This is a genomic window from Streptomyces sp. NBC_00989 (genome assembly GCF_045162655.1).
GTDB lineage: Bacteria > Actinomycetota > Actinomycetes > Streptomycetales > Streptomycetaceae > Streptomyces.
Genome location: NZ_CP108728.1, coordinates 8,646,879 through 8,668,212 on the forward strand (window position 1 = coordinate 8,646,879; position 21,334 = coordinate 8,668,212).

A 21,334-nucleotide genomic window follows, 5' to 3' on the forward strand; every position below is an offset into this window, starting at 1 on the left:
AGGGTGGGATCGTTCAGAAATGTAGACGTGGATCAGAAGAACGCACGCGCCTGTTCAAGGGAGAGCCCGTGACGCCTGCCCCTCTCGCCGCCCGGCTCGGTATCCCCAGCGGGCCACTCTTCTTCCCCGTCACCGCCTACGGCCCCGACGGCTCCGTCGATCTCGACGTCTACCGCGCGCATGTCCGCCGGGGCGTCGAGGCCGGGGCCGCCGCCGTGTTCGCGTGCTGCGGCACCGGGGAGTTCCACGCGCTGCTGCCCGAGGAGTTCGAGGCGTGCGTACGGGCCGCCGTGGAGGCGAGCGAGGGCCGGGTGCCGGTGGTCGCGGGCGCGGGCTACGGCACCGCGCTCGCCGTACGGTACGCACGGCTCGCGGAGAGCGCCGGGGCGGACGGACTGCTCGCCATGCCGCCGTACCTCGTGGTCGCCGGGCAGGAGGGACTGCTGCGGCACTACCGCGAGGTGGCCGCGGCGACCGCGCTGCCCGTCATCGTCTACCAGCGCGACAACGCCGTGTTCACCCCCGCCACGGTGGTCGAACTCGCCCGCACCGAGGGCATCATCGGCTTCAAGGACGGGCTCGGCGACCTCGACCTGATGCAGCGGATCGTGAGCACCGTACGCGCCGAAGTCCCGGGCGACTTCCTGTACTTCAACGGACTGCCGACCGCCGAACAGACCCAGCTCGCCTACCGGGGCATCGGCATCACCCTCTACTCCTCCGCCGTGTTCTGCTTCGTCCCCGAGATCGCGCTCGCCTTCCACCGGGCCCTCGCGACCGGCGACGACACCACGGCCAACCGTCTCCTGGACGGCTTCTACCTGCCGTTCGTCGAACTGCGTGCCCAGGGCCGCGGTTACGCCGTCTCGCTCGTCAAGGCGGGTGTGCGCATGCGGGGGTCGGACGTCGGCGAGGTCCGCCCGCCGCTGACCGAACCGACCGAGGACCACGTCAAGCAGCTGGCCCAACTCATCGAGCGCGGCTACACGTTGATCGAGCCGCAGATCGCACCGCACATCGAGGAGGGCGCGTGAAGGCATCGGCGTTCGTCTACCCCTGGGACGTCAACGGCGACCCGGAGGCGGGCGGCAGGATCGCCCGACTCGGCGTCCGGCAGGCGACCTTGGCCTCCGCGTACCACTCCACGCGCGCGCTGACCCCCCGCCACCCGCGCCACCGCATCGTCACCGCCGAGCACGCGGCCGTCCTTTATCCGCCGGACAACCGTTGGCAGGGGCGGGAGTTGAGCCCGTACCCGGCCGGCGACTGGGCCCCGGGCGACGCCTTCGGCGAGGCCGCCGCCACCCTCGCCGACGCGGGCCTGGAGGTACACACCTGGGTCGTGCTCGCCCACAACTCCCGCCTGGGCGCCGACCATCCGGACACCTCGGTGGTCAACGCCTACGGCGACCGCTACCCCTGGGCACCCTGCATCGCACAGCCCGCCACACGCGCGTACCTCGTCGACCTCGCCGCCGAGGCAGCCGTACGCCCCGGCGCGCGCGGCACCGAACTGGAGTCCCTCGGCTGGTACGGCCTCACCCATCTGCACGCCCACGACAAGACCGGGGGAATCCCTCTCGGGGACGCCGGCCAGTACCTGATGGCCCTCTGCTTCTGCCCGACCTGTCAGGAGGGCTACGGCGAACAGGGCTTCGACGCCGAGGAGTTGGCGGCGACGGTACGCACCGCGCTGGAACCGGTGTGGCAGGGCGCGCCCTCCGACGGCGGCTGGGCGGGGGTCGGGAAACTCCTCGGCGACGCGAACGCGACGGCCACACGCGCGTGGCGCGACGACCGGGCCCGCACCCTCCAGGAGACGGCGGTCGCGGCGGTCCGGGCGGCCGCACCCGCCGACTTCCAGATCCTGCTCCACGCGGACCCGGTGTCGTACCACTGCGGCGCCAACGCGGGCGTCGACCCCGGCCACATCCTGTCCGTGGCCGACGGCGTGGTCGTCCCCTGTACGGGCGGCGCGGGCCTGGTGACACCGTTCGCCGAACAGGGCGTGGGCGGGGCCGTGTTGGCCGCCAACTTCACGGTGGTCTCCGGGATGGGGGGACGGCCGGGGGCGCTGGCGGCGGACGCGGCGCGGGCCCGGGAGCTGGGGGCCACGGAACTGCGGCTGTATCACGCGGGGTTGGCGTCGGAGGGGGACTCGGTGGAGGTGCGGGAGGCGCTCGCCGGGCTCTGAGGCGGGGCCGGGTTCGGGGTGGGCAGGGGCGGGGGCGTGTCCCGTGCCGGCAGCGCCAGAGATGCCCCCGTCCCGAGCACCGCCAAGAACAGGCCCGTTGCGAGCAACGCCACCCCGGTCAGCACCAACAACACCCGGAAGTCGGCCAGTTCGACCAGCGCCGCTCCCGCCCCCAGCCCGATCACGTTCGGAGTGAAGATCAGCGTGTTGGCGGTCGCGCTCGCCCGGCCCAGCAGCGGGCCCGGCACCTCACGCTGTACGGCGGTGAACGCGGCGATCAGCGCGCACGGCAGTCCCAGGCCGATCGCCACGCTGCTCGCCAGGACCACCGGGTCGGACGGTACCGCCCGCGCGGCCACCGCGACCGCGGTGAGCGCGATACCGGCCGCCCCGAACCGGCGCTCGCCGAGCCGTCGCAGCGCGGGCCCGGAGACCAGCCCGACCGCCACCGAGCCGATGCCCTGGGCCGTGTACAGCACGCCGGTGTAGGCCGGGGCGTGCCCGAGGGCGTCGACGAGGGCGTAGGTCGTGGAACTGCTCAGGGAGGCGAGGAACATCATGGTGCCGCCCGCCAGGACCAGCGGGCGCAGCAGAGGGTGCCCCCACAACTCGCGGACGCCCTCGGCGGTTTGCGTCCGCCAGGTGCCGGCGGGACGCTTCGGCCGTTCCTCGTGCACGCGGACGAGCAGCCACAGGCCGGCTGCCAGAGCGAACGTGACCGCGTCCAGAAAGCCCACCGCGGACCCGCCGAACGCGGCGTACAGGCCCGCGCCCGTCAGCGGCGCGACCAGCTTCATGCCCTCGACGGCCGTCATCCGCAGCCCGTTGAAGTCACCGAGGAGGTCCCGGTCGACGGCGGCGGTGAGGAGGGCCGACTCGGCCGGGTCCTGGACGACGACGGTGGTGCCGTAGACGAACAGGACCGCGAAGATGAGCCACAGGTCGGCGCGCGAGTGGACGGCGAAGAGGGTGAGGAGGAGTGCGGCCAGGCCGAGGTTCGTCCCGATCAGCAGGGGTTTGCGGCGGACGCGGTCGGCGATCGTGCCGAGGGCCGGGCCGAACAGGGTCGGTGCCCAGATCGCGAACACGCAGAGCGCGGCCAGGCCGTTCGAGCCGGTGAGGTCCTTCACCCACACGCCGGCCGCCAGGTTCATCGCGGACGAGCCGAAGGCGGACACCACCAGGCCCACGAAATACAGCCCCGCGTTGCGGTCCCGCAGGATCCGCGTCACGGTCCAGTTTGTCGTCATGCCTGGTCATCGTGGGTCTAAGGCGGGGGCGGCGGCATCGGGCAGGTGCCGTAGAAACGCGGGGTGGTGGGGGCGTGGCGGGGGTGCGCGATGAGTTTCGGGGCCGCTGTCGGTCTACCTCATGAGCGGAGCCCGATCCCTGAGGAGATTCGCATGACCGATGACACGATCCTCGACCTCGGCCCCCAGACCCGCGTCATCGCGCGGCTCACGGAGGGGGTGACCGACGAGCAGCTGACGGACGGGACGCCGTGTCCCGAGCTCGCCGTACGCAACATGCTGGGGCATGTGCTCGGCCTGTCCGTCGCCTTCCGCGACGCCGCGCGCAAGGACCTGGGCGCCACGACCGACACCGACCCGGGTGCCGCCGCCCCGGACATCGGCCCCGACTGGCGAGAGCAACTCCCCAAGGTCCTCGACGACTTGGCCGAGGCCTGGCGCGACCCGGCCGCCTGGACCGGCATGACCCGCGCGGGCGGCATCGACCTCCCCGGCGAGATCGCCGCGGCCGTCGTCGCCGACGAACTGGTCATCCACGGCTGGGACTTGGCGGTGGCCACCGGCCAGCCCTACGAGCCCGACCCGGCCGCACTCCAGGCGTCGCACACCTTCCTGCTGGCGGCGGCCGAGGACCCGACCGGGGGCGGAGGCATCTTCGGTCCGGTGGTACCGGTACCCGCGGACGCGCCGCTGCTGGACCGGGCGGTGGGACTGAGCGGACGGGATCCGGAGTGGAAGCCGTAGAGCCCCCTGGGGCCGGGCGCCATGGAACGCCCTGAAATGTGAGCGCGGTGGGGTCCGGAACCGTACTCTTCCCCACCATGCCACTCAGTCTGACCGTCCTCGGCACAGCCTCCCCGCATCCGCGCCCCGGCCGCCCCTGCTCCGGGTACCTGCTGCGCGGCGGCGGCGCCGAGGTGTGGCTGGACGCGGGCACCGGGACGTTCGCGGAATTGCAGCGGCACACGGATCCGGCGCGGCTCACCGCGATCTGGATCTCGCATCTGCACGCCGACCACAGCGCCGATCTCCTCGCGGCGGCCTACGCGTTCGCCTTCGGCGGGATGACCCCGGCCGCACCGATCCCGCTCTACGCCCCGCAGGACTGCGCCCGCCGGCTCGCCGGCTTCTTCGGACAGCCCGACGTCCGGTTCCTGAACGGCGTCTTCGACTTCCGGCCGCTCTACGACGGGCACGCCGTCCGGCACTGGAACCTCAAGCTCACCGCACGCGCCGTCGTCCACGACACCGAGGCGTACGGGCTGCGCGCCGAGTGCCAGGGGAGCGTCCTCGGGTACTCCGGGGACAGCGGACCCTGCGAGGCGCTCGCCGAACTCGCGGGCGGCGCCGACGTGTTCCTCTGCGAGGCCGACATCGACCGGCATCGCGAAGGCGAACGCCAGGTCCACCTCACGCCCGAGGACGCCGGCGCCTGCGCCAAGGGCGCGCGCGAACTCCTCATCACCCACGTGGGACCCACCCTCACCAGGGAAGCGGCCCTGGAACGCGCCGCCGCGATCTTCCCCGGCCGCACCTCCGCCGCGCTAGAGGGCGTCACCAAGACCATGTGACGCCCCGCCGGGGCCCGTTGCCGGTTCTTCTGTCAGAAGCATTGACGAAACAAACGCGCGCTCCTACCTTCAACGCGTCGTACTTCGTACGTCATATATGAGACGCGATACGCGAGATCAGATACGCGACCGCAGCCACGTGACATCCGAGAGGCGCGCATGACCTCTGTGCCCACGCCGATCCCCTCCCGCACGCAGTACGTGCAGGAGGAGATCAAACGCCGCATCCTCACCGGGCAGTTGACGCCGGGTCAGCCACTGGTCGAGACCGACCTCGCCGCACAGTTCGGGGTGTCCAAGACCCCGGTGCGCGAGGCGCTCAAGACCCTGGCCGGCACCGGGCTCGTGGTGATGAACCAGTACAAGGGCGTCACGGTGCGCATGGTGGACGCGGACATGGCGCGCGAGGTGTACGACGTACGGTTGCTCCTGGAGCCGGAGGCGCTACGGCGTGCCGTACGCCTCGGCGCCTCCCTCGCCGACGCCCGCGAGGCGCTGACCCGCGCCGACGAGGCCACCGATACCGCCGAACGCTCCCTCGCCAACCGGGAGTTCCACCGCGCCCTGTACCTGCCGTGCGGCAACCCGCTGCTCGGCCGGATGCTCGACGAGGTCCGCGACCAGGCCGCCCTCGTCTCCGCCGTCGCCTGGGCCGCCTCGCCCTCCTGGGAGCGGGAGGCCGGCGAACACCGGGAGATCCTGCGGCTCGCCCTCGACGGCGACGCGGACGGCGCGGCCACCGCGCTGCACGCCCACATCGCGTCGTTCGTGCAACGGGCCTTCCCCGGCACCGAGTTGGAGACCCACGGACGGGACACCCACGGACGGGACACCCACGGACGGGACACCCACGGACGGGACACCCACGGAGAGGACGGCCGGGCATGACGGCGAGGTTCGAGGCCCAACGCACCGCCCTGGCCGACGTGGTGGCGATCCCGGTGACCCCGTTCGCCGAGGACGGCGGCATCGACCAGGACACCCACCGGGCCCTGCTGCGCCGACTGCTCGACGGCGGGGTCAAGATCCTGACGCCCAACGGGAACACCGGCGAGTTCTACGCCCTGACTCCCCAAGAGCGGCGCCTCGTCACGGAGTTGACCATCGACGAGGCGGGCGACCGCGCCGCGGTCCTCGTCGGCGTCGGACACGACGTGCCCACCGCCGTCCAATCCGCCCTGCACGCACGCGAGTCGGGCGCCCAGATGGTGATGGTCCATCAGCCCGTCCACCCGTACGTCTCGCAGGACGGCTGGGTCGACTACCACCGCGCCATCGCCGAGGCCGTGCCCGACCTCGGTGTCGTCCCGTACATCCGCAACGCCCAGCTTCTCGGCGCCCGCCTCGCCGAACTCGCCGACGACTGCCCGAACGTCATCGGCGTCAAGTACGCCGTCCCGGACGCCGCCCGCTTCGCCGCCTTCGCCCGGGACGCGGGGCTCGAACGCTTCGTGTGGGTGGCCGGGCTGGCCGAACCGTACGCGCCCTCGTACTTCTCGGCGGGCGCCACCGGCTTCACCTCGGGGCTCGTGAACGTCGCCCCGTCCGTTTCGCTGAACATGATCGAAGCGCTTCGATCAGGGGACTATCCCGGGGCGATGAAGGTCTGGGAACAGATCCGCCGATTCGAGGAACTAAGGGCCGCGAACGGCTCGGCGAACAACGTCACGATCGTCAAGGAAGCGCTTGCGTCCCTCGGCCTGTGCCGCCGCGAGGTCCGCCCGCCGAGCAGGCCCCTGCCCGAGAGCGAGCGCGCCGAGGTCGCCGCGATAGCCGCCGGATGGTCCGTATGAAGGCGCCGGAAGAGCTCAGAAGCCACCAGTGGTACGGCACCGACGGGCTGCGCTCCTTCAGCCACCGGGCCCGCACCCGCCAGCTCGGCTACCTCCCCGAGGAACACCTCGGCAAGCCCGTCATCGCGATCCTCAACACCTGGTCCGACATCAACCCCTGTCACGTGCACCTCCGTGAGCGCGCCCAGGCCGTGAAGCGCGGGGTGTGGCAGGCGGGCGGCTTCCCGCTGGAGTTCCCGGTCTCCACGCTCAGCGAGACCTTCCAGAAGCCGACCCCGATGCTCTACCGCAACCTCCTCGCCATGGAGACCGAGGAACTGCTGCGGTCGTACCCCGTGGACGGCGCCGTGCTGATGGGCGGCTGCGACAAGTCGACCCCCGCGCTCCTCATGGGCGCCGCCTCCGTCGACCTGCCGACCGTCTTCGTCCCCGCCGGGCCGATGCTGCCGGGCCACTGGCGCAACGAGATCCTCGGCTCCGGCACCGACATGTGGAAGTACTGGGACGACAAGCGCGCCGGGCTCATCGGCGAGTGCGAGATGACCGAGCTGGAGAGCGGCCTCGCGCGCTCGCCCGGGCACTGCATGACCATGGGGACGGCGTCCACGCTGACCGCCGCCGCCGAGGCGCTGGGCGTGACCGTGCCGGGCGCGTCGAGCATCCCCGCCGTGGACTCGGGGCACGATCGGATGGCCGCGCAATCCGGCATGAGGATCGTTGAACAGGTCCACAAGGGGCGTGTTCTCTCGTCGATCCTCACCCAGGACGCCTTCGAGGACGCCGTCACCACCGTCCTCGGCCTCGGCGGCTCCACCAACGCCGTGATCCACCTGATCGCCATGGCCGGCCGCGCGGGCGTCCACCTCACGCTCGACGACTTCGACCGCATCGCCCGCACGGTCCCGGTCCTGGCGAACGTACGGCCCGGCGGCCGGACGTACCTCATGGAGGACTTCCACTTCGCCGGCGGCCTGCCCGGCTTCCTCTCCCGGATCACCGACCTGCTCCACCTGGACCGGCCGACGGTCTCGTACGACACCCTGCGCGAGCAGCTGGTCGGCGCGCAGGTGCACAACGACGACGTGATCCGTACGCGCGACAACCCGGTGGCAAGCGAGGGCGGGGTCGCCGTCCTGCGCGGCAACCTCTGCCCGGACGGCGCCGTCATCAAGCACATCGCCGCCGAACCGCACCTGCTCAAGCACACCGGCCCCGCGGTCGTCTTCGACGACTATCGGACCATGCAACGCACCATCAACGAACCGGAGTTGGGCATCACCGCCGACAGCGTGCTGGTGCTGCGCAACGCGGGCCCCAAGGGCGGCCCCGGCATGCCCGAGTACGGCATGCTCCCGCTCCCCGACCACCTCCTCAAGCAGGGTGTCCGGGACATGGTCCGGATCTCCGACGCCCGCATGAGCGGGACGAGTTACGGCACGTGCGTGCTGCACATCGCGCCCGAGTCGTATGTCGGCGGACCACTGGCGCTCGTCCGGACCGGGGACACCATCACCCTGGACGTCGAGGCACGCACCCTCCAACTCAACGTGGACGACGAGGAGTTGGAGCGACGCCGGGCGGAGTGGACACCGCCGCCCGCACGGTACGAGCGCGGCTACGGCGCGCTCTACAACGACCAGATCACCCAGGCGGACACCGGCTGCGACTTCGAGTTCCTGGCCCGGCCGGGCAAGGTGCCCGACCCGTACGCCGGTTGAGCACTTTTCTCCCGCCCGTTTCCCATGCCCGTCGAGCAAGCGCTTCCTGTACCGAGCTTTCCGTACCGAGCTTTCCGTACCGAGCGTCCTGTACTGAACGGAGAACAGTCATGGCCCAAGCCGCAGCCGTGGCGAAACCGCCCGCGCCACCCCGGCGGCGCCGTGCCTCCGCGACCCCGCGCAGGCTCCCGTACCTGCTGATCGCCCCGGCGGCCCTGCTCATGCTGGGCTTCATCGCCTACCCGGTCATCAGCGTCTTCTACTACAGCCTGCAGAACTACAACCCCACCAAACCGTGGCGCAACGGCTTCGCGGGCCTCGACAACTTCACCCACGCCTTCACCAACGACCCCCAGTTCTGGGACACGTTGACCTTCAGCGCCAAGTGGGTCGTCGTGGAGGTGGGCCTCCAACTCCTCTTCGGGCTGGCCCTCGCGTTGATCGTCAACCAGACCTTCGTTGGCCGGTCCATCGGCCGCGCGCTGGTGTTCTCCCCCTGGGCCGTGTCGGGCGTCCTGACCTCCGCGATCTGGGTGCTTCTCTACAACTCCCAGACGGGCGTGACCCGTTACCTCGCCGACATGGGAATCGGCCAGTACGGCACGAGTTGGCTGTCCGACCCCTCAACCGTCTTCTCCGCAGCGGTGGTCGCGGACCTCTGGCGGGGCGTCCCCTTCTTCGCGATCCTCATCCTCGCCGACCTCCAGTCCGTCTCGAAGGACCTGTACGAGGCCGCCGAGGTCGACGGCGCCAGCCGCTTCAAGCAGTTCCTGCACATCACGCTGCCGCACCTCAAGGACGCGATCGTGCTGTCCACGCTGCTGCGCGCGGTGTGGGAGTTCAACAACGTCGACCTCCTCTACACCCTGACCGGCGGCGGCCCGGCCGGCGAGACGACCACGCTCCCGCTCTACGTCGCCAACACCAGCGTCGAGGGCCACAACTTCGGCTACGCCTCGGCCCTCACCACGGTCGCCTTCGTGATCCTTCTCTTCTTCTCGATCATCTATCTGCGCCTGAGCAAGTTCGGAGGCGGCGACAAGTGATCACCGAGATCGCTCCGGCCCGCGAGCGGGAGTCCGCCGCACCGCAGCAGCCGCGCAAGGTCCGCCGCGCCTGGGACGAGGTCCCGCGCTGGCAGATCTACGTCCCCCTGGGGATCTACCTCGTCTTCACCCTGATCCCCTTCTACTGGATCCTGCTCTTCGCGTTCCGCCCGGCCGGCTCGACCTCCCTCGTGCCCTGGCCGATGACCCTCGACCACTTCCAGAAGGTGTGGACCGAGCGCAGTTTCGGCGTCTACTTCCAGAACAGCGTCCTCGTCGGTGTGGCCACCCTGGTTCTCACCACCGTGGTCGCGCTGGCCGGCGGCTACGCGCTCGCCCGCTTCGAGTTCAGGATCAAGCGCGCGTTCATGCTGGCCCTGCTCTGCTCCCAATTCGTGCCGGGCGCCCTCCTGTTGGTCCCGCTGTTCCAGATCTTCGCCAAGCTCCAGATGATCAACTCGCTCGGCAGCGTCATCCTCGCGGAGACCGTCTTCCAGCTGCCGCTGTCGATGATCCTGATCAGCGGTTTCATCCGGAACGTCCCGCAGTCCCTGGAAGAGGCCGCCTGGGTCGACGGCTGCAACCGCTTCGCCGCGTTCCGCATCGTCGTCCTCCCGCTGCTGCGGCCCGGGCTGATCGCCGTCGGCTCCTTCGCCTTCGTGCACGCCTGGAACCACTTCCTGTTCGCCCTGATGTTCCTGTCCGACCAGAGCAAGCAGACGATCCCGGTCGGCCTCAACACCCTGATGAGCGCGGACAGCGTCGACCTCGGCGCACTCGCCGCGGGCGGCATCGTCGCGGCGATACCGGTGGTGATCGTGTTCGCCTTCATCCAGAAGTGGCTGATCACCGGGTTCAGCGCGGGGGCGGTAAAGGGATGAGGAAACCGCTTACCCTGCTGGCGAAGATCGTCGACGCAGGGAGAATCCCATGACATCCACCACCGGTCCTACGACCGTCTCCGCACCCGGCTCCACACCCCTCGCCCCGCCCGTCTCCATCGTCCTCGCGGGCGCCCGCGGTCACGGCCGCTGGCACGTCGAGAACATCCGCCGGCTCCAGGACAAGGGGCTCGTACGCCTCGCCGGAATCTGCGAGCTGACCCCGCTGACCGAGGAGGAGTTCGGGGGCGAACTCCCCGCGCAGTCACCGGACTTCGGCGCCCTCCTCGACTCCACCGGCGCCCAGGTCGCGGTGATCTGCACCCCGATCCCGACCCACACGGACCTCGCGCTGGCCGCCGCGCAGCGGGGTGTGCACCTGCTGCTGGAGAAGCCGCCCGCGCCCTCGTACGCCGAGTTCCGCCGGATGGCCGACGGGGTCGCCGCGGCCGGAGTGGTCTGCCAGATCGGGTTCCAGTCGCTGGGCTCGCACGCCGTGCCCGGGATCCGCGCGCTGATCGAGAAGGGCGCGATCGGCACGGTGACCGGGGTCGGCGGGTCCGGTGCCTGGGCCCGCGACGAGGCGTACTACCGGCGCGCCCCCTGGGCGGGCAAGCGGCGCCTGAACGGCGTCGACGTGATCGACGGCGCGCTCACCAACCCCCTCGCGCACGCCGTCGCCACCGCCCTCGCCCTGAACGACACGACCCGCGCCGAGGACGTCGTCCGCATCGAGACCGAACTCGTGCGCGCCAACGACATCGAGTCCGACGACACCTCCTGCGTCCGCGTCACCACCGTCCAGGGCCGCCCGGTCACCGTCGCGGTGACCCTGTGCGCCGAACACCCGGGCGAGCCCTACGTGGTGGTGCACGGCGGCCAGGGCCGGATCACCTACTGGTACAAGCAGGACCGCGTCCTGCTCCAGCGGGCGGGCCACGGCCCGGAGGAGTTCGAGTACGGCAGCACGGACCTGCTGGAGAACCTGGTCGCCCATCTCACCGACGGCGACGCGCTGTTGGTCGAACCGGACGCGACAGGCGCCTTCATGAAGGTCGTCGAGGCGATCCGCCGGGCCCCCGACCCGGCCCCGCTGCCCACCGACGCCTGGCACCTGATCCCCACCGAGAACCGCCGGGTCGTCCCCGGCATCGACGCACTGGTCACGGCGGCGGCCGACACCCTCGCCCTCTACTCCGAGCTGGGCGCCTCCTGGGCCCCACCGAAAGAGGTGAGCACCTGATGATCACCCATGACACGCCGGTGCTGCGCGTCGCGGGCCGCCCGGTCGCCCGGTACGTCACCCGGCCCGAGCTGCCCGACCGGCTCTCCCCACGCCCGTATCTGCACCCCGTGACCACCCTGGCGGGCACGGCGGTCACCGAGTTGAGCCCCGTCGACCACACCCACCACCTCGGCGTCGGTGTCGCCGTTCCCGACGTCGAGGGGCACAACTTCTGGGGCGGCCGCACCTACGTCCGTGACCAGGGCCCCACGGAACTGGACAACCACGGCGCCCAACGCCACTCCACGTTCCAACTCCGCGACCCCGACGGCTTCGTGGAGGAACTGCGCTGGGTCGCCTCCGGCGCCGAGCTGCTCCGTGAACGCCGTACGGTCGCCGCCACCGAACTCACCGACACCGCCTGGGCGTTGGACTTCACCTTCTCCCTCACCAACGTGACACCGGACGCCCTCTCGATCGGCAGCCCCGCCACCAACGGCCGCCCCGGAGCCGCGTACGGCGGATTCTTCTGGCGGGCCCGCAAGGAGGCGGAGACCCCGCGCGTCTTCACCGCCGACCACGAGGGCGAACCGGAGATCCACGGCACCCGCGCCGACTGGCTCGCGCTCGCCGGCACCGGCTGGACGCTGGTCTTCGCCGGCGCCACGGACCGCTCCCGCCAGGACCCGTGGTTCGTCCGCACCGCCGAATACCCGGGCGTGGGCGCGTCGTTGGCGTCGGACGAGCGGCTGCCGGTACCGCCCGGCGACACGGTCGTACGACGGATCGTCACCGTCGTCGCCGACGGCCTCCTCGACCGGGCCGAGGCCGCGGCGCTCGTGCGGAAGGCGGTCAGCCAGTGACGCAGGAGACGTACACGAACCCCGTCCTGAACACCGACTGGTCCGACCCGGACGTCATCCGCGTCGGCGACGACTTCTACCTCACCGCGTCCAGCTTCGGCCGCGTACCGGGCCTGCCGCTGCTGCACTCACGCGACCTGGTCAACTGGACCCTGGTCGGCCACGCCCTCCAACGCCTCGAACCGGCACGGGAGTTCAGGACCCCACGGCACGACTGCGGCGTGTGGGCACCCGCGTTGAGATACCACGACGAACGCTTCTGGATCTTCTGGGGCGACCCCGACCAGGGCATCTTCCAGGTCAACGCCCCCGAGATACGCGGCCCTTGGACCCGCCCGCACCTCCTCAAGGAGGGCAAGGGCCTCATCGACCCGTGCCCCCTGTGGGACGACGGCAACGACGAGGCCTACCTCGTCCACGCCTGGGCCAAGTCCCGCGCGGGCATCAAGAACCGCCTCACCGGCCACCGTATGCACCCCGACGGCACGACCCTCCTCGACGACGGCAAGGTGATCGTCGACGCGGACCGCATCCCCGGCTGGTTCACCCTGGAGGGCCCCAAACTCCACCAGCACGACGGCTGGTACTGGATCCTCGCCCCCGCCGGGGGAGTCGAGACCGGCTGGCAGGGCGCGCTCCGCTCACGCGGCTTCTTCGGCCCGTACGAGGAGAAGGTCGTGCTGCAACAGGGGGACACCGAGGTCAACGGCCCGCACCAGGGCGCGTGGGTGAACACCCCGTCCGGCGAGGACTGGTTCCTGCACTTCCAACAGCGGGGCGCCTACGGCCGGTTGGTCCACCTCCAGCCGATGCGCTGGGACGACGAGGGCTGGCCGGTCATCGGCGACGCGGGCACCCCCGTAGCCGTACACCGGAAACCGGACCTCCCGCCGCAGCAGCCCGCCGCGCCCGCCACCGACGACGACTTCCCCGGCGGACGGTACGGCCGCCAGTGGCAGTGGACGGCGAACCCGCAGGACGGCTGGGCCACCCACCACTCGGGCGACGGCCTACGACTGACCTGCGCCCGCACGCCCGACGCGCACGACCTGCGCAGGCTCCCGAACCTCCTCACCCAGCGCCTGCCCGGCACACCCGTCGCGGTCGATGTCGAACTGCGGATGCACAGCGAGGAGTTGGGGGCGCGAGCCGGACTCGCCGTGCTCGGCGACGCGTACAGCTGGATCGGCCTTGAGCGGGGAGCGGACGGCAGGACGGCGTTCGTCCACCGCTTCGCCGAGCCCGTCGCCGAGCGCGAACGGGACGCGGGGGAGCCGTGCCTCGCCCCCGAGGACCGGGTCCGCCTCCGCATCGAGATCGGCGCGGGCGCGCGATGCCGCTTCCTCTACGACGTCGGGGACGGGCCGCGGCCGAGCGGCCAGGTCTTCGCCGCCACCCCCTGGCGCTGGGTCGGCGCCCTGCTCGGGCTCTTCGCGCTCGCGCCCGTCGGCACGGGACATGCCGGCGCGGCCGGTTTCACGCGGTTCCGGATCAGTTCTCTCTAACTCACCCTGCCTGTCCGCCTGTTGGGAGTCGCAATGACGCACCTCCGTGGCAAGCGCTTGCCCACCGCCCGCGAGGCCACCACACCGTCGTATCCACAAGAAGAGAGCCGCTCTATGAAGACCAGCATCCACAGAAGCAGGCGTGCCGCCGTGGCCGTCGCCCTGGGCTCCGTGCTCGCGCTGACCGCCACCGCGTGCGGTGACGACGGCAGCGGCGCCGCGGGGGACAAGGGCGACGAGGGGTCCGGCAAGGGCACGATCACCTTCTGGGACAACAACGGCGGTGTCCGCACCGACATCTGGAAGCAGATCATCGCGGACTTCGAGAAGAAGAACCCCGACATCAAGGTCAAGTACGTCGGGATACCCGCCGCGAGCGCCCAGTCCAAGTACGACACCGCGATCCAGGGTGGCGGGCTGCCCGACGTCGGCGGTGTGGGGACCGCGGTGCTCGCCGAGGTGGCGGTGCAGGGGGCGTTGGAGCCGTTGGACAGCCGGCTCAAGTCCAGTTCCCTGAACGGCAAGTTGAGCCAGAACCTGCTCGACGTCAGCAAGTCCGCCGGCGGCGGGGACACGCTGTACCAGATCCCGACCTCCGCCAACAACGGCACGTTGTGGTACCGCACCGACCTGTTCAAGGCGGCCGGTCTGGACGCGCCGACCACCTGGTCGAAGTTCTACGCCGCCGCCGACAAGCTCACCGACAAGGCGAAGAACAAGTTCGGGTTCACCATTCGTGGTGGCGAGGGGTCCATCGCGCCGGCGCTCGACGCGGTGTACGGGCAGACCGGGATCACGTCCTTCTGGAACGGCGACAAGACGACGGTCAACGACCCCAAGAACGTTGCCGCGTTGGCGAAGTACGTCAGCCTGTTCAAGAAGGACACCCCGTCCGCCGACCTCAACAACGACTTCACGAAGATGGTCGCGCAGTGGGACAGCGGCACGATCGGGATGCTGAGTCACAACCTCGGGTCCTATCAGGACCACTTGAAGGCTCTGGGCGCGGACAAGTTCAAGGGCATTCCCAATCCGACGCAGGACGACGGTACGCGGGTGCAGATCTCCAACCCCGTTGACGGGCTGAGTCTGTTCAAGTCCAGCAAGAACAAGGAAGCGGCCTGGAAGTTCATCGAGTTCGCGGTCTCCGCGGGGGAGAACTCGAAGTACAACGAGTCCGCCGGGCAGGTTCCCGCCAACACCGATGCGGCGAGTGCGGCGTGGATCCAGAAGTCCGAGCCCACGCAGTTGGCGGCGGCGGCGTTGAACGGGGCCTCCACGAAGATTGTGCAGCTGCCGTATTACCTGCCGGACTGGAACACGATCTCCAAGGCTGACAACGAGCCGAACTTCCAGAAGCTGTTGCTGGGGAAGATGACGGCCAAGGAGTTCCTGGACACGTTGGCCGACCAGTTGAACAAGGCGCAGGCGGACTGGAAGCAGAACCACTGAGCCCTGGGCTCGGGTGGTTTCGGTTGTGGGGGACTGCGGGCCCGTCGTGGCTGGTCGCGCAGTTCCCCGCGCCCCTAAAAGACATGCACCTCACCTGCGTTGAAAGGCACTCCTGTGTCCTTAAGTCGTAGACAGGTCACCCTTGCGGCTCTTGCCGCTGTTCCTTTTCGCCCGGGTGGGCGGAAGGACCGCACTCTCTACATCGTTGGGGATTCCACCGCCGCCCAGAAGTACTCCACCGAAGCTCCGGAAACGGGGTGGGGAATGGCGCTCCCCTTCTTTCTGCGCAAGGGAGTGAAGGTCGCCAACCATGCTGTGAACGGGCGGAGTTCCAAGAGCTTCGTCGACGAAGGGCGGCTGGACGCGATCCTCGCGGCCATCCGGCCCGGCGATTTCCTTCTCATCCAGTTCGCGCACAACGACGAGAAGACCGCCGACCCCACCCGTTACACCGAGCCCTGGAGCACGTACCAGGACTATCTGCGGCTGTACGTCGACGGGGCCCGAGGCCGCGGCGCCCGGCCTGTGCTCGCGACCCCCGTCGAGCGGCGCAGGTTCGACGCCGATGGCAACGCGCTGCCGACGCACGGCGATTACCCGGCGGCGATGCGGGCCCTCGCGCAGGAGGAGCGGGTCGCGCTGCTCGACATCGAGGCGTTGTCGCTCGCGCTGTGGCAGCGGCTCGGGGTGGAGGAGACGAAGGTCTACTTCAACTGGACCGACACCGAGCAGGACAACACGCACTTCAATCCGCCCGGTGCGATCGCCGTGGCGCGGCTGGTGGCGCGGGAGTTGCTGCGCTCTCGGGTGCTCGCGCCGCGTGACGTCGTCCGGTTGCGCGACGACATTCCCACGTCCTGGATCACCTGGCCCGAGGCGACGGACGCCTCGGTCCTCTGAGCAAGGAGACCCGCACAGTGCGTATTTCAATGTGTCATGCACGCGTCATGGCGTCACTCGTGGGCTGCACGGCGCTGGCCCTCGCCCTGACCAGCACCACCGCCCAGGCCCATCCGCGCAGCCTCGCCCGCGAGGCCCTCGGCGCCGGTGACGGCTGGGCCTCCTACGGCACCGGCACCAGCGGTGGCGCGGCCGCCACCCCCGAGCACGTCTACACCGTCGCCAACTGGGCCGATTTCAAGGCCGCGTTGGCCGCCGGCGGCAGCGCGCCGAAGATCATCAGGGTGAAGGGTGTGATCGACGCCAACGCCGAGGGCTGCGACTCCTTCGCCGCGCCTGGCTACGACTTCGCCCAGTACCTCGCCACCTACGACCCCGCCGTCTGGGGCTACGACCAGAACCTCGACAACGAACCCGCCGGCAGCCCCGAGGGCCTGCGCCGGGTCTCCGCCGCCAACCAGGACACCGTCATCAAGGCGTTCGTCCCCGCGAACACCACCATCGTCGGTATCGGCCGGAACGCCGGTTTCAAGGGCGCCAGCCTGCAGATCAAGGCCGTCGACAACGTCATCGTCCGCAACCTCGCCTTCGAGAGCCCGTTGGACTGCTTCCCGCAGTGGGACCCCACCGACGGCGACACCGGCAACTGGAACTCCGAGTACGACAGCGCCGTCATCTACGGCTCCACCCATGTGTGGCTGGACCACAACACGTTCACCGACGGCGACCACCCGGACAGTTCGCTGCCCACCTACTACGGCCGGATCTTCGAGCAGCACGACGGCGAACTCGACGTCGTCAAGGGCGCCGACTACGTCACCGCCTCCTGGAACGTCTTCGCCGACCACGACAAGACCATCCTCATCGGCAACAGCGACAGCGCCTCCACGGCCGCCGTCGACCGGGGCCACTTGAAGGTGACGCTCCATCACAACCTGTTCGCCAACCTCGTCGAGCGCGCACCGCGCGTCCGCTTCGGCCAAGTCGACTCGTACAACAACCACTTCGTCGCCGAGCCCGGCTTCGGCTACAGCTACGGCATCGGTCTGGAGTCCCAACTCGTCGCGGAACACAACGCGTTCACGGTCCCGGCCGGCATCTCCGAGGCGACCATCCTCAAGAAGTGGTCCGAGGCGCCGCTCACCGCCGACGACAACTACGTCAACGGCAGGCGCACCGACCTGATCGCCGTCCACAACGCGGGCGTACCGACCGAGATCCTCCAGTCCGGCGCGGGCTGGACACCGACCCTGCGCACGAAGATCGACCTCGCGAAGGCTGTGCCGTTCATCGTCGACCGCGGCGCGGGCGCGGGCCGCCTGCGCTGACCAACCCCCGTACACACCGGGCCGGTTCCGTCCGACCGGCCCGGCACCGGCGCCCCACCTCACGAGCCGCACCGCGAAGGAGCACCCGCATGCCCTCGCACCACTCCCGCCAACTGCCCCTGTCCAGACGGGGATTCCTCATCGCGACCGCCGGCGCGGGCGCCGCGCTCGGTCTCGCCGCCGTCCCCGTCCCCGCTCTCGCCGTCGGCAGGCCACACCCGTTCGGCCGCTACGGTTCGCCGGCCGCGCGCCTCACCCCGCTCACCCTGTACGTCGATCCGCGTGGCCGGGGCGACTTCACCACCGTGCAGTCCGCCGTCACCGCCGCGACCGGCGCCGGGTACACCCTGGTCATCGCACCCGGCGTCTACCGGGAGACGGTCACCGCCGGAGTCACCGACCCGGCCACCGGTCAACTCACGGACGCCGCCGCCGAGATGACCTGGATCGGCGCGAGCGAGAACCCGCGTGACGTCGTCATCGTCTACGACAACGCCAACGGCACCCAGAAACCGGATGGTTCGGGCACCTACGGCACCTCAGGCTCGGCCACCACGACCATCCGCACCGACGGCTTCACCGCCCGCCGGATCACCTTCGCCAACGACTGGCTGCGCGCCGACCACCCCGGCATCACCGGCACACAGGCGGTCGCGATCAAGGTGCAGGGGGACCGTTCGGCGTTCTTCGACTGCCACTTCCTGGGCCATCAAGACACGCTGTACGCCGACTCGTTGGCGCTCGGCGTCTTCGCCCGCCAGTACTACGCCCGTTGCTACGTCGAAGGAGACGTCGACTTCGTCTTCGGGCGCGCGACCGCCGTCTACGACCACTGCCACTTCCGGACGCTCAACCGCGCCGACCTGGCGACGGCACCGTACGGCTTCGTCTTCGCGCCCTCCACGGCGGTCGCGAACCCGCGCGGGTATCTGGTGACGCGCGGCCGCGTGAGCAGCCAAGCCCCGCGCGGCTACTACAAGTTGGCCCGTCCCTGGGTGCCCGGCTCCGACACCACCGCGCACCCGATGCTCACCGTGCGGGACACGGTGCTCGGTGCGGGGATCGACGCGGTGGCGCCGTACACCAACATGTCGGACACCTATCCCTGGCAGAGCCAGCGGTTCGCCGAGTACCGGAACACCGGCCCGGGTGCCGTGATCAGCGTTCCGGAGAACCGGCCCCAACTCACCGCCGAGCAGGCCGAGTCGGCGACCCGTGCGGCGTATCTGGGTGACTGGACGCCGGGGCGGAGGCACTGAGATGCCCTTGCGCAGACGCACACTCCTGACGGGGCTGACGGGCATCGCCGGTGGTCTGGTGGCCGCCGGTGCGGGGCCCGCTTCCGCTGTCGACCGGCGCCGTGTGCTGCACGTCCGGCCCGGCGGCTCGGTCCAGGCGGCCGTCGACGCGGTGAACGGCAGCGGCTGGACGATCGTCGTGCACCCGGGGACGTACCGCGAAGTCGTCAACGTGCCGTTGGAGCTGGGGGAGTTGACGTTGCGCGGCGCCACCCGCGATCCACGTGACGTCGTCATCGTCCACGACAACGCCAACGGGACGCAGAAACCGGATGGTTCGGGGACGTACGGCACGGCGGGCTCCGCGACCTTCACGTCGGCGGCGCCCGGGCTGACCGTACGGGACCTGACCCTCGCCAACGACTGGCTGCGCGCGGACCATCCGGAGATCACGGGGACGCAGGCGGTGGCCGCGTATGTGACGGGCGACCGCTCGCGGTTCGCGCACGTCCGTCTCCTGGCCCACCAGGACACGCTGTTCGTGGACACGTCGGCGCTGGAGGCCTTCGACCGGCAGTACTTCTCCCACTGCTACATCGAGGGGGACGTCGACTTCGTCTTCGGGCGGGCGACGGCGGTCTTCGCGGACTGCCACTTCCACACCCTGCGACGGGACGTGAACTTCACGCCCAAGGGCATGGTCTTCGCCCCGTCCACCACCCGCGCCAACCCGCACGGCATCCTCGCGGTCCGTTCGCGGATCACCTCCGGCGCCGAGGACGCCGCGTACAAGCTGGCCCGGCCGTGGGTCCCGTCGTACGAGACGACGGCCTGGCCGTCCCTCGTCGTGCGGGACACCCGGATCGGGCCCGGCATCGACCCGCTCGCGCCCTACACGAACATGCGCGACGCCTACTCCTGGCAGTCGATGCGCTTTCACGAGTACCGCAACACGGGCCCGGGTTCCGTGATCACCGTCCCGGAGAACCGGCCCCAACTCACGGCCGCCGAGGCCGGGTTGCACACCCCCGCGACGTACCTCGGTGACTGGCGTCCCTGAAATCCCCGCAACGAACAGTCCCCGACAACCGTACGAGGAAAGGACCGCACTCCTATGTCTCGTCTGTCCCGTCGTACCGCTCTCACCCTCGGCACGGCCCTCGCGCTCGGCGCCGGGCTGGCCGTCCTCCCCACCCAGGCCCAGGCCGCCACGGTCGTCGTCGACACGACGGCCGAACTGACCAGCGCGATCTCAAGTGCCACCGCCGGCACGGTCATTCAGGTGCGCGGCGGCACGTACTACCCGACGGCCACCCTCCAGTCCACGACGAACGGCACGTCGTCGTCACCGGTCACGCTCACCGCGTACGGCTCGGAGACGGTCAAGATCGACGGTTCGTCACTGCCGTCGGGGTCCTGGATCTTCAAGCTGACCGCGGACTACTGGAACGTCTCCAACCTCACGTTCCAGAACTCCCCGGACAGCGCGGTCGTCTGCCAGTCCTGCACCGGCACCAACTGGAACAACGTCAAGACCATCAACGGCGGCGACTCCGGCTTCACGCTCACCGGCGACGGCACCGTCAACAACACGGTCAAGAACCTTGACTCGTACGGCAATTACGACGCCGCGACGCACGGCGAGAACGCGGATGGCGTCGCCATCAAGTTCGGCTCCGGCAGCGGAAACCTCGTCACCGGGGCGCGGCTGTACAACAACTCCGACGACGGGATCGACTTCTGGTCCTTCTCCACGCCCGTCACCGTCGAGCACACCTGGTCCTTCGGCAACGGCGTCAACCGCTGGTCCGACTCGGCGTTCGCGGGTGACGGCAACGGCTACAAACTGGGCGGTGACGGCGAGGTCGTCGCGCACGTCATCAACAACTCGGCGGCCTGGGGCAACGCGGGCAACGGCTTCACCGAGAACTCCAACACCGGTGCCCTCGTCCTCAACCGCACCACCGCGTACGCCAACAGCAAGTGGGGCTACTACTTCGCCACCAGCTCCGCCAAACTCGGCAAGAACCTCGCGGTGAGCAACGGCAGCGGCTCGGTCACCAAGGGCTCCGCGGTCACCTCGTCCGGCAACAACTGGGACTCCGGCATCTCCACCCCGTCCTTCATCTCCACGGACGCGTCATCGACGTACAACGCCCGCTCGTCGAGCGGCACGCTGCCGTCCACGACGTTCCTGACGACGGGGAGCACGACGATCGGCGCGACGATGAACTGAGCCGTGCGGTGGGCCCGGTTCGGGTGTCGCGGGGCTGGGCCCACTCGCTCTCAGCAGTGGTTCCCGCACTTTCACCTCTGTCCTGTCGGCTCGATGGTGCTCACGTAGATCGACGTCCGGCTGCCCGGCGCGCG

The 21,334-nt window shown here is 70.1% G+C and carries 19 protein-coding genes; 18 read left to right on the top strand and 1 reads right to left on the bottom strand.

Translation table 11 applies throughout. The annotated features are described in order from the left end of the window. The first annotated feature begins 68 nt into the window (after window positions 1-68). Both OG714_RS38800 and OG714_RS38805 read left to right on the top strand, forming a co-directional pair. Complete coding sequence (locus OG714_RS38800) at window positions 69-1,034, top strand: 5-dehydro-4-deoxyglucarate dehydratase (protein ID WP_406128140.1); 966 nt, start codon at window positions 69-71, stop codon at window positions 1,032-1,034. Beyond that, window positions 1,031-2,194 (top strand): hypothetical protein, encoded by a 1,164-nt coding sequence (locus OG714_RS38805; RefSeq protein WP_406128141.1) that lies wholly within the window; start codon window positions 1,031-1,033, stop codon window positions 2,192-2,194. Before OG714_RS38800 ends, OG714_RS38805 begins: the two co-directional genes overlap by 4 nt. On the opposite strand, the gene OG714_RS38810 is transcribed toward OG714_RS38805, so the two are convergent. Continuing rightward, entirely contained in the window at window positions 2,131-3,444 is a 1,314-nt protein-coding gene (locus OG714_RS38810) for an MFS transporter (RefSeq protein WP_406128143.1), read from the bottom strand. The two genes, OG714_RS38805 and OG714_RS38810, sit on opposite strands and share 64 nt — an antisense overlap. 153 nt (window positions 3,445-3,597) lie before the next feature. On the opposite strand from OG714_RS38810, the gene OG714_RS38815 reads away from it, so the two are divergent. The 16 genes from OG714_RS38815 to OG714_RS38890 all read left to right on the top strand — a co-directional run bounded on the left by OG714_RS38815 (window position 3,598) and on the right by OG714_RS38890 (window position 21,200). Continuing rightward, window positions 3,598-4,188 carry a TIGR03086 family metal-binding protein gene (locus OG714_RS38815; RefSeq protein WP_406128145.1) on the top strand — a complete coding sequence of 197 codons (591 nt, stop codon included), beginning with the start codon at window positions 3,598-3,600 and terminating at the stop codon, window positions 4,186-4,188. A 77-nt stretch (window positions 4,189-4,265) separates the two neighbouring features. Continuing rightward, window positions 4,266-5,015 carry an MBL fold metallo-hydrolase gene (locus tag OG714_RS38820; RefSeq protein ID WP_406128147.1) on the top strand — a complete coding sequence of 250 codons (750 nt, stop codon included), beginning with the start codon at window positions 4,266-4,268 and terminating at the stop codon, window positions 5,013-5,015. 159 nt (window positions 5,016-5,174) lie between these two features. Next, window positions 5,175-5,903, top strand: coding sequence for a GntR family transcriptional regulator (locus OG714_RS38825; protein WP_406128149.1), 729 nt, complete (start codon window positions 5,175-5,177; stop codon window positions 5,901-5,903). Then, the gene (locus OG714_RS38830) at window positions 5,900-6,808 is read left to right on the top strand and encodes a dihydrodipicolinate synthase family protein (protein ID WP_406128150.1); all 909 of its coding nucleotides are present in this window, start codon (window positions 5,900-5,902) and stop codon (window positions 6,806-6,808) included. The genes OG714_RS38825 and OG714_RS38830 overlap by 4 nt, the downstream gene beginning before the upstream one ends. Then, window positions 6,796-8,526, top strand: a complete 1,731-nt coding sequence (gene araD, locus OG714_RS38835) for an L-arabinonate dehydratase (protein ID WP_406128152.1) — start codon at window positions 6,796-6,798, stop codon at window positions 8,524-8,526. Before OG714_RS38830 ends, araD begins: the two co-directional genes overlap by 13 nt. A 110-nt stretch (window positions 8,527-8,636) precedes the next feature. Continuing rightward, window positions 8,637-9,572, top strand: coding sequence for a carbohydrate ABC transporter permease (locus OG714_RS38840; RefSeq protein ID WP_406128154.1), 936 nt, complete (start codon window positions 8,637-8,639; stop codon window positions 9,570-9,572). Continuing rightward, window positions 9,569-10,453 (top strand): carbohydrate ABC transporter permease, encoded by an 885-nt coding sequence (locus tag OG714_RS38845; protein ID WP_406128155.1) that lies wholly within the window; start codon window positions 9,569-9,571, stop codon window positions 10,451-10,453. Before OG714_RS38840 ends, OG714_RS38845 begins: the two co-directional genes overlap by 4 nt. Window positions 10,454-10,502: 49 nt before the next feature. After that, window positions 10,503-11,696: a Gfo/Idh/MocA family protein gene (locus tag OG714_RS38850; protein WP_406128157.1), complete on the top strand. Its 1,194-nt coding sequence runs from the start codon at window positions 10,503-10,505 to the stop codon at window positions 11,694-11,696. Then, a complete protein-coding gene (locus OG714_RS38855; RefSeq protein ID WP_406128159.1) occupies window positions 11,696-12,541 on the top strand; it encodes a PmoA family protein in 846 nt (281 codons plus the stop codon). The genes OG714_RS38850 and OG714_RS38855 overlap by 1 nt, the downstream gene beginning before the upstream one ends. Then, window positions 12,538-14,046, top strand: a complete 1,509-nt coding sequence (locus OG714_RS38860; RefSeq protein ID WP_406128160.1) for a family 43 glycosylhydrolase — start codon at window positions 12,538-12,540, stop codon at window positions 14,044-14,046. The genes OG714_RS38855 and OG714_RS38860 overlap by 4 nt, the downstream gene beginning before the upstream one ends. A 114-nt stretch (window positions 14,047-14,160) precedes the next feature. After that, the gene (locus OG714_RS38865; RefSeq protein ID WP_406128162.1) at window positions 14,161-15,498 is read left to right on the top strand and encodes an ABC transporter substrate-binding protein; all 1,338 of its coding nucleotides are present in this window, start codon (window positions 14,161-14,163) and stop codon (window positions 15,496-15,498) included. 114 nt (window positions 15,499-15,612) lie between these two features. Beyond that, the gene (locus OG714_RS38870; protein ID WP_406128164.1) at window positions 15,613-16,398 is read left to right on the top strand and encodes a rhamnogalacturonan acetylesterase; all 786 of its coding nucleotides are present in this window, start codon (window positions 15,613-15,615) and stop codon (window positions 16,396-16,398) included. Between the two features lie 47 nt (window positions 16,399-16,445). Next, a complete protein-coding gene (locus OG714_RS38875) occupies window positions 16,446-17,726 on the top strand; it encodes a polysaccharide lyase family 1 protein (RefSeq protein WP_406128166.1) in 1,281 nt (426 codons plus the stop codon). A gap of 89 nt (window positions 17,727-17,815) precedes the next feature. Further along, window positions 17,816-18,985, top strand: coding sequence for a pectinesterase family protein (locus OG714_RS38880; protein ID WP_406128167.1), 1,170 nt, complete (start codon window positions 17,816-17,818; stop codon window positions 18,983-18,985). Window positions 18,986-18,992: 7 nt separating this feature from the next. Continuing rightward, entirely contained in the window at window positions 18,993-20,024 is a 1,032-nt protein-coding gene (locus OG714_RS38885; RefSeq protein ID WP_406132101.1) for a pectinesterase family protein, read from the top strand. Window positions 20,025-20,087: 63 nt separating this feature from the next. Beyond that, window positions 20,088-21,200, top strand: a complete 1,113-nt coding sequence (locus OG714_RS38890) for a right-handed parallel beta-helix repeat-containing protein (RefSeq protein WP_406132102.1) — start codon at window positions 20,088-20,090, stop codon at window positions 21,198-21,200. The last annotated feature ends 134 nt before the right edge of the window (window positions 21,201-21,334 follow it).

Bases quoted from the DNA above. Each gene is read 5' to 3' on its own strand.
- OG714_RS38875 (WP_406128166.1), top strand. From the start codon at position 16,446: ATGGCGTCACTCGTGGGCTGCACGGCGCTGGCCCTCGCCCTGACCAGC.
- OG714_RS38840 (WP_406128154.1), top strand. From the start codon at position 8,637: ATGGCCCAAGCCGCAGCCGTGGCGAAACCGCCCGCGCCACCCCGGCGG.
- OG714_RS38830 (WP_406128150.1), top strand. From the start codon at position 5,900: ATGACGGCGAGGTTCGAGGCCCAACGCACCGCCCTGGCCGACGTGGTG.
- OG714_RS38850 (WP_406128157.1), top strand. From the start codon at position 10,503: ATGACATCCACCACCGGTCCTACGACCGTCTCCGCACCCGGCTCCACA.
- OG714_RS38815 (WP_406128145.1), top strand. From the start codon at position 3,598: ATGACCGATGACACGATCCTCGACCTCGGCCCCCAGACCCGCGTCATC.
- OG714_RS38810 (WP_406128143.1), bottom strand. From the start codon at position 3,444: ATGACGACAAACTGGACCGTGACGCGGATCCTGCGGGACCGCAACGCG.
- OG714_RS38880 (WP_406128167.1), top strand. From the start codon at position 17,816: ATGCCCTCGCACCACTCCCGCCAACTGCCCCTGTCCAGACGGGGATTC.
- araD (WP_406128152.1), top strand. From the start codon at position 6,796: ATGGTCCGTATGAAGGCGCCGGAAGAGCTCAGAAGCCACCAGTGGTAC.
- OG714_RS38865 (WP_406128162.1), top strand. From the start codon at position 14,161: ATGAAGACCAGCATCCACAGAAGCAGGCGTGCCGCCGTGGCCGTCGCC.
- OG714_RS38820 (WP_406128147.1), top strand. From the start codon at position 4,266: ATGCCACTCAGTCTGACCGTCCTCGGCACAGCCTCCCCGCATCCGCGC.
- OG714_RS38825 (WP_406128149.1), top strand. From the start codon at position 5,175: ATGACCTCTGTGCCCACGCCGATCCCCTCCCGCACGCAGTACGTGCAG.
- OG714_RS38855 (WP_406128159.1), top strand. From the start codon at position 11,696: ATGATCACCCATGACACGCCGGTGCTGCGCGTCGCGGGCCGCCCGGTC.